This window comes from Streptomyces sp. SID486, assembly GCF_009865385.1.
Lineage (GTDB): Bacteria > Actinomycetota > Actinomycetes > Streptomycetales > Streptomycetaceae > Streptomyces.
Genome location: NZ_WWJT01000036.1, coordinates 1 through 2,815 on the forward strand (window position 1 = coordinate 1; position 2,815 = coordinate 2,815).

The window sequence follows — 2,815 nt, forward strand, 5'->3', positions numbered from 1 at the left end:
CGGCCCCGGTGCCCCCGGCGGCCCCGGCGCCCACGGCGCCCACGGCGCCCACGGCGAGCAGTTCGGCGCGCGCGGCGGCCTCCAGGTCGTCGGCCGTCCGACGGATGCCGGGCATGGCGGCGGCCTCCAGTGGTGCTTCCACGGAGTGTTCACGCATGGCGGTGGTGTCGGCGAGGCCGATACCGAGCGCGGACAGCAGGCCGGCCATGGGGGGCACGAGGACGGTGCGGATGCCCAGCGAGTCGGCGACCCGGCAGGCGTGCTGGCCGCCCGCCCCGCCGAAGGTGGTCAGGGCGTAGCGGGTGACGTCGTGGCCCTTCTGGACGGAGATCCGCTTGACGGCGTTGGCGATGTTGACGACGGCGATCTGCAGGTAGCCCTCGGCCACCTGCTCCGGGGTGCGGTCGTCGCCGGTGCGCCGGTGGATCTCGGCCGCGAGTGCGGTGAACCGGTCGCGGACCAGGCCGGCGTCCAGGGGCTGGTCGCCGCCGGGTCCGAAGACGGCCGGGAAGTGGGCGGGCTGGATGCGGCCGAGCATGACGTTGGCGTCGGTGACGGTGAGCGGGCCGCCGGCGCGGTAGCAGGCGGGGCCCGGGTCGGCGCCGGCGGAGTCGGGGCCGACCCGGTAGCGGGAACCGTCGAAGTGCAGGACGGAGCCGCCGCCGGCGGCGACGGTGTGGATGTCCAGCATGGGGGCGCGCAGCCGGACGCCCGCGATCCGTGTGGTGAACACGCGCTCGTACTCGCCGGCGAAGTGCGAGACGTCCGTGGAGGTGCCGCCCATGTCGAAACCGATGACGCGGTCGAAACCGGCGCGCTGCGACATGCGGGCCATGCCGACGATGCCGCCGGCCGGTCCGGAGAGGACGGCGTCCTTGCCGCGGAACCGTCCGGCCTCCGTCAGCCCGCCGTTGGACTGCATGAACATCAGCCGGACGCCCCGCAGCTCCTCGGCGATGTGCCGCACGTAGCGGCGCAGCACGGGCGAGAGGTAGGCGTCCACGACGGCGGTGTCCCCGCGCGGGACGAGCTTCATCAGCGGGCTCACCTCGCTGGACAACGAGATCTGCGGGAAGCCGATGCGGGCGGCGAGGCGGCCCACGGCGCGTTCGTGGCCGGGGTCGAGGTGGCTGTGCAGGCAGACGACGGCGACCGCGCGGATCCCGTCGTCGTACGCCTCCTGCAGCGGGCCGGCCAGGGCGTCCAGGTCGGGAGCGCGCAGGACGGTGCCGTCGGCGGCGAGGCGCTCGTCCACCTCCACGACCCGTTCGTGGAGCAGTTCGGGCAGTTCGATGCGGCGGGCGAAGATGTGGGGGCGGTTCTGGTAGGCGATGCGCAGGGCGTCGCGGAAACCGCGGGTGACGACCAGGAGGGTGCGCTCGCCCGTGCGTTCCAGCAGGGCGTTGGTGGCGACCGTGGTACCCATGCGGACGGCTTCGACGGGCTCCTTGGAGTCACCGAGGAGTTCGCGCACCCCGGCCACGGCCGCGTCGGCGTAGCGCGCCGGGTTGTCGGACAGCAGTTTGTGCGTGAGCAGCCGGCCGTCCGGGCGGCGCGCGACGATGTCGGTGAAGGTACCGCCCCGGTCGACCCAGAACTGCCAGCCAGTCACGTCACCACCTCGCTTCCGCGCCGGTCACAGCGCCCGGAGGCCGTTGATCACGTCGCGCAGGATGTTCTCGTCCGGGAGTTCCGCCGGGGGCACCGGGCGGGTCACGTGGACGAGTTCGCAGTGCACCAGATCGCCGATGAGCACCCGGACCACACCGATGGGCAGGTCGAGCTCCGCGGCGAGTTCGGCGACCGACTGCGGTTCGTCGCGGCAGAGCCCGACGATGTCCACGTGCTCGGGGGACAGCGTCGGGTCCGTCTCCGGGTCGCCGGCGTCGGGTTCCGTGACCACCACCGCGATCAGATCGAGGCGGTGCTGGGCCTCGCTGGTCGTACGGCCACGGGTCATGGCGTACGGCCGGACCACCGGCCCGGCCTCGTCGTCGAACCAGTGGCTTCTTCCCTGACCGTCTCCGCTCATGTCATCCCACTACCCGCCTGCGGGCAGATCGGTGCGCGGAGCGGCACCCAGATGCACGCCGACCCGCTTGACCAGGAGTGTCATCTCGTAGGCGACCTGCCCGACGTCGGAGTCGGCGTCCGAGAGGACGGCGAGGCAGCTGCCGTCGCCGGCGGCGGTGACGAAGAGGAAGGCGCCGTCCAGCTCGACCACCGTCTGCCGGACGCTGCCCGCCTCGAAGTGCCGCCCGACTCCCTTGGCGAGGCTGTGGAAACCGGACGCCACGGCGGCCAGATGCTCGCTGTCCTCCCTGGTCAGGTCCTTGGACACGCCCGTCGGCAGTCCGTCGCCGGACAGGATGACGGCCTTGCGGATGCTGGCGACCCGGTCGACGAGATCGTCCAGGAGCCAGTTCAGCTCCCCCTTGTTCGCGGATGTGTGGCCGGTGGCCCTCGGTGCGGTCATCGACCGTCCCCCTTAGTCGTTCCTGGTGCTGTGCCGTCCCGGGCTTCGTCGCCCGCGGCGTTCTCCTCGCGGCCGCGCTGCCAGCCTCGCTGGAGGGAGGCCATGCGGCTGCGGACCTCCTCGGCGTCGCGGTCGGCGGGCTGCGCCGCGGGCTCGGCGCGCCGTTCGGAGTCCTGCCTGAGCTGGGGCGCCAGGCTGGCCTGGCGCACGCGCCGGGGCAGCGCCCCGGTGTCCGGTGCCGGGGTGGTGTCGGCGGCGGGTGCGGCGCCGCCGCCGGGCAGCGCCGCCGTGTCCGCCGCGCCGCCGGTGCCGGGGGCCCCGGACCGGGTGCGCCTGGGC

3 protein-coding genes and 1 pseudogene are annotated in these 2,815 nt (G+C 73.7%); all 4 read right to left on the bottom strand.

The features are described from left to right. The coding region (locus GT045_RS01805; protein ID WP_345942520.1) for a hydantoinase/oxoprolinase family protein at window positions 1–1,612 on the bottom strand (1,612 nt) is incomplete at its 3' end. Between the two features lie 24 nt (window positions 1,613–1,636). Further along, a complete protein-coding gene (locus GT045_RS01810; protein WP_161291737.1) occupies window positions 1,637–2,032 on the bottom strand; it encodes a DUF742 domain-containing protein in 396 nt (131 codons plus the stop codon). Window positions 2,033–2,041: 9 nt separating this feature from the next. Further along, the gene (locus GT045_RS01815) at window positions 2,042–2,476 is read right to left on the bottom strand and encodes a roadblock/LC7 domain-containing protein (RefSeq protein WP_161291735.1); all 435 of its coding nucleotides are present in this window, start codon (window positions 2,474–2,476) and stop codon (window positions 2,042–2,044) included. Continuing rightward, window positions 2,473–2,815 (bottom strand): annotated as a pseudogene (locus GT045_RS01820) (histidine kinase); the annotation flags it as partial. The gene GT045_RS01815 and the pseudogene GT045_RS01820, both read right to left, overlap by 4 nt.